This window comes from Rhizomicrobium sp. (assembly GCF_056722145.1).
This window is the reverse complement of the sequence record NZ_JBWZET010000341.1, coordinates 1-4,072: the sequence shown is the minus strand read 5'-3', so window position 1 is coordinate 4,072 and position 4,072 is coordinate 1. Positions and strand designations below refer to the sequence as shown.

2 protein-coding genes and 1 pseudogene are annotated in these 4,072 nt (G+C 63.1%); 2 read left to right on the top strand and 1 reads right to left on the bottom strand.

The features are described 5' to 3' along the window. Positions 1–534, top strand: a pseudogene (locus AC1P6P_RS18155) (succinate--CoA ligase subunit alpha); the annotation flags it as partial. 26 nt (positions 535–560) lie between these two features. On the opposite strand, the gene AC1P6P_RS18150 reads toward AC1P6P_RS18155, so the two are convergent. Beyond that, positions 561–1,727 (bottom strand): acyltransferase family protein, encoded by a 1,167-nt coding sequence (locus tag AC1P6P_RS18150; protein ID WP_481403853.1) that lies wholly within the window; start codon positions 1,725–1,727, stop codon positions 561–563. Between the two features lie 132 nt (positions 1,728–1,859). Between AC1P6P_RS18150 and AC1P6P_RS18145 the strand changes: the two genes are divergently transcribed. Next, a partial coding sequence (locus tag AC1P6P_RS18145; RefSeq protein WP_481403852.1) for a 2-oxoglutarate dehydrogenase E1 component occupies positions 1,860–4,072 on the top strand: 2,213 nt, incomplete at its 3' end.

Sequence of the window (4,072 nt, the reverse complement as noted above, 5' to 3'; positions counted from 1 at the left end):
TCCAAATCGCGGCTGATCGGGCCCAACTGTCCGGGCGTGATCACGCCGGGCGAATGCAAGATCGGCATCATGCCGGGCCACATCCATCGCCGCGGTTCGGTCGGCATCGTGTCGCGTTCGGGTACGCTGACCTATGAAGCGGTGGCGCAGACGACCGCGGTCGGGCTCGGCCAATCGACCTGCGTCGGTATCGGCGGCGATCCGGTCAAGGGCACCGAGCATATCGACGTGCTGGAAATGCTGCTCGCCGATCCCGAAACCGAAAGCATCGTCATGATCGGCGAGATCGGCGGTTCGGCGGAAGAAGATGCGGCCGATTTCATCAAGCATTCGAAGGTGAAAAAGCCGATGGTCGGCTTCATCGCCGGCGTCACCGCGCCTCCCGGGCGGCGCATGGGCCATGCCGGCGCCATCATCTCCGGCGGCAAAGGCGGTGCCGAATCCAAGATCGACGCGATGCGCTCCGCCGGCATTCGCGTCTCGCCCAACCCGGCCGCGCTCGGGACGACGATGGTGGAGGTGCTGAAAGGATAGTTCCTCTCCCACAAGGGGGGAGCGCGCTATTTCTCCACCAGCTTCCGCATCCATTTCTGCATCGGCTTTTCGTAATAGCGATAGGACGCCGACGCGAGCACCAGCAGGACGGCGTAGAAGGCCAGCATCACCCAACCCTGCATGAAAAACATCGGTGTCAGGCCGAGCGACAACGCACCGAGGGCGCACGCCGTCTGCAGCGGGAAATGCAGCATGTAGACGGAATAGGAGATGTCGCCGAGATACGTCGTCTTCTTGTAGAAGCGCGGGAACAGGTTGAGGACCGCTTCGCTCAAGGCCAGCGCTGCCACCGTCAAAGGCACGGCGGTGACGATGTAGGCGACGTGGAAGATGTCGTCGGCATTCTCGGAATAATAGTCCCATTCGTCGGGAAGATTGTCGGAGAGATATTCGCACAGGCGGTGCAGCGGGCCGAATTCGATCTCGACGACGATGAAAGCCCACAGCGCCAGGCAGGCGAGGCCGATGATCTGCGCAATCCGCCGTGCGTTCGGCAGCGCGCGCACTTTTTCGACCGCGTAATAGGCGACGCCGCCGAGGAAGAAGCCCATCAGGCCGCGCGAAATGAACCAGTTCCAATGGAACAGCGGCACGCCGAGAAGAGCCACGACGAGCGCCGTGCGCCAGCCATTGAGCTTCAGCCGGCAGAGAACGAAGAACAGCACATAGAGCGCCGCCTCGATCGACACCGTCCACGCCGGGCCGTTGAAGGTCTGCAAGGTGTTGGGCGGCACCGTCTGGTGCACCAGGAAGAGGTGGGCGAAGAAGCGGTCCCAGCCCTCGGCCGGGAAAATGAAATCGACGCCGGTGCGACTGCGGAAGGCCCATTGCAGCAGCGCGATGGTCACCAGCATCAGGGCATGCAGCGGCCACAGCCGCGAGAATCGGAGCCACGCGAACTTGCCCGGCTTGACCGTGTTGGCGCGAATCGCCTCGCCGTAAAGCCAGAAGAAGACGAACCCGGAGAGGGCGAAGAACAGATCCACCGCCGCCCAGGCTTCCAGATAAAGCGGCTCGAGCAGGCGATAGAAGGGCTGCCAGTCACGCGCCCACGGCGTCTGCCAATGGCCCGACAGGGCGAAAAAGTGCTGCCAATGCCAGATCACGATTGTCAGCGCCGCCAGGCCGCGGATCGCATCCAGGGAATAAAGCCGCTTCATGGGGGTAGTCATGTGCGAATCCCTCGCAATATCCAGGATTTACGCTCTGTTACCAATGGCTACCACGAGACGCGGAAAGTCGTGGTCTTTGTGGCCAGATTGCGGTAGACCCTTCAATTCGAACAGTTCTAAACTCACCCTGAGATGACCAGTCAAACTCCCGCTGAGCGGTTGAACCGGGCGTCCAACGCCATTTTCGAGGAAACCGCGTTCCTGTTCGGCGCCAATGCCGAATTTGTCGAATCCCTCTACGCCCAGTATCTGGAAGACGCGACCTCCGTCGATCCTTCCTGGGCGCGGTACTTTGCCAACCTGGAGGGTCCGCGTGGACCGTCCAGCCCTAGCTGGGCCCAGCGCGCCAAAGCCGCCGGCGCGCCGATCGCAACCCCCGCTCCAGCGGCCGAAGACGTGCGGGCGGCGGCGCAGGCCTCCATCCGTGCCATCCAGCTGGTGCGCGCCTATCGCGTCATCGGCCATTTCGAAGCCGACCTCGATCCGCTTCAACTGACCGCGAAGACGCCCCATCCCCAACTCGATCCGCGCTTTTACGGCTTTGCCGACGCCGATGTCGACAAGCCGGTGTTCATCGACGGCGTCTTGGGCCTGCAAGTCGCCACGCCGCGCCAGATGGTCGACTTGTTGCGGCGCACCTATTGCGGGCGCATCGGCTACGAGTTCGTCCATATCAACGACGCCGAGCAGAAGGACTGGCTGCAGCGACGCATCGAGGGGCCCGATAAGGAGATCAGTTTCACCCCTGCCGGCAAGCGCGCCATCCTCAACAAGCTGATCGAGGCGGAGGGCTTCGAGAAGTTCTGCGCCCTCAGGTTCCTCGGCACCAAGCGCTTCGGGCTCGACGGCGGCGAGGCGATGATCCCGGCGCTGGAACAGATCATCAAGCGCGGCGGTCAGCTTGGCGTGTCGAAGATCGTCATCGGCATGGCCCATCGCGGCCGCCTCAACGTGCTCGCCAATGTGCTGTCGAAATCCTATCGCCAGATCTTCCACGAGTTCCGCGGCGGCAGCGCCAATCCGGACGGCATCGAGGAAGTCACTGGCGACGTGAAATATCATCTCGGCGCCTCGTCGGATCGCTCGTTCGACGGCAACGACGTGCACCTGACGCTGACGCCGAACCCGTCGCATCTCGAAGCGGCCGATCCGGTGGTTCTGGGCAAGGCGCGCGCCAAACAGTTCCAGCTCGGCGACACAGAGGTCCGCAGCCAGGTGCTGCCGATGATTCTGCATGGCGATGCCGCCTTCGCCGGCCAGGGCATCGTCGCCGAATGCTTCGCCATGTCGGGCACGCGCGGCTATCGCACCGGCGGCACCATCCATTTCGTCATCAACAACCAGATCGGCTTCACCACCGCGCCGCAGTATTCGCGCTCGTCGGCCTATTGCACCGACATCGCCCTGATGGTGCAGGCGCCGATCCTGCATGTGAACGGCGACGATCCCGAAGCGGTGGTGCACGCCGCCCGCATCGCCACCGAATTCCGCCAGCTTTTCCACAAGGACGTCGTGATCGACATGTACTGCTACCGCCGCTTCGGTCATAACGAGACCGATGAGCCGGCGTTCACCCAGCCGATCATGTACCGGGCGATCAAGGATCATCCCTCCACGCTCGAAATCTACGCCAACAAGCTGGTGGCGGAATCGACGCTGGCGGCGAGTGAAGTCGAGCACATGGTGGGTGATTTCAACGCCCGCCTGGACGCGGATTTCGAAGCCTCCAAGACCCACAAGCCGGAGCGTGCCGACTGGCTGCAGGCCAACTGGACCGGCTTCGAAGTCGCGCCCAAGAGCGACCGGCGGGCCAATACCGGTGTCGCGCGCGAGGCTCTGCTTGCGGTCGGCAAGGCGCTGTCGACGGTTCCCGACGGCTTCAATGCCCACAAGACGATCCTGCGCCAGTTGCAGAACAAGGCGCGCATGTTCGAAACCGGCGAGGGCATCGACTGGGCGACTGCCGAAGCACTGGCGTTCGGCACCTTGATGCAGGACGGCTATCCGGTGCGCCTGTCGGGCCAGGATTCGGGGCGCGGCACCTTCAGCCAGCGCCATTCGGTGCTGGTCGACCAGGAGACCGAAGCCCGCCACATTCCGCTCGCCAACATCGACGCCAAGCAGGCGCCGTTCGAAGTGATCGACTCGCTACTATCGGAGGCGGCGGTGCTCGGCTTTGAATACGGCTACGCCACGTCGGAGCCCAAGGCGCTGGTGCTGTGGGAAGCCCAGTTCGGCGATTTCGCCAACAATGCCCAAGTCATCATCGACCAGTTCATCGCCTCCGGCGAAATGAAATGGCTGAGGATGTGCGGCCTCGTGATGCTGCTGCCGCACGGCTATGA

What these genes read in the sequence shown, in the direction of transcription:
- AC1P6P_RS18150 (WP_481403853.1), bottom strand. Translation starts at nt 1,727, where the DNA reads ATGACTACCCCCATGAAGCGGCTTTATTCCCTGGATGCGATCCGCGGC.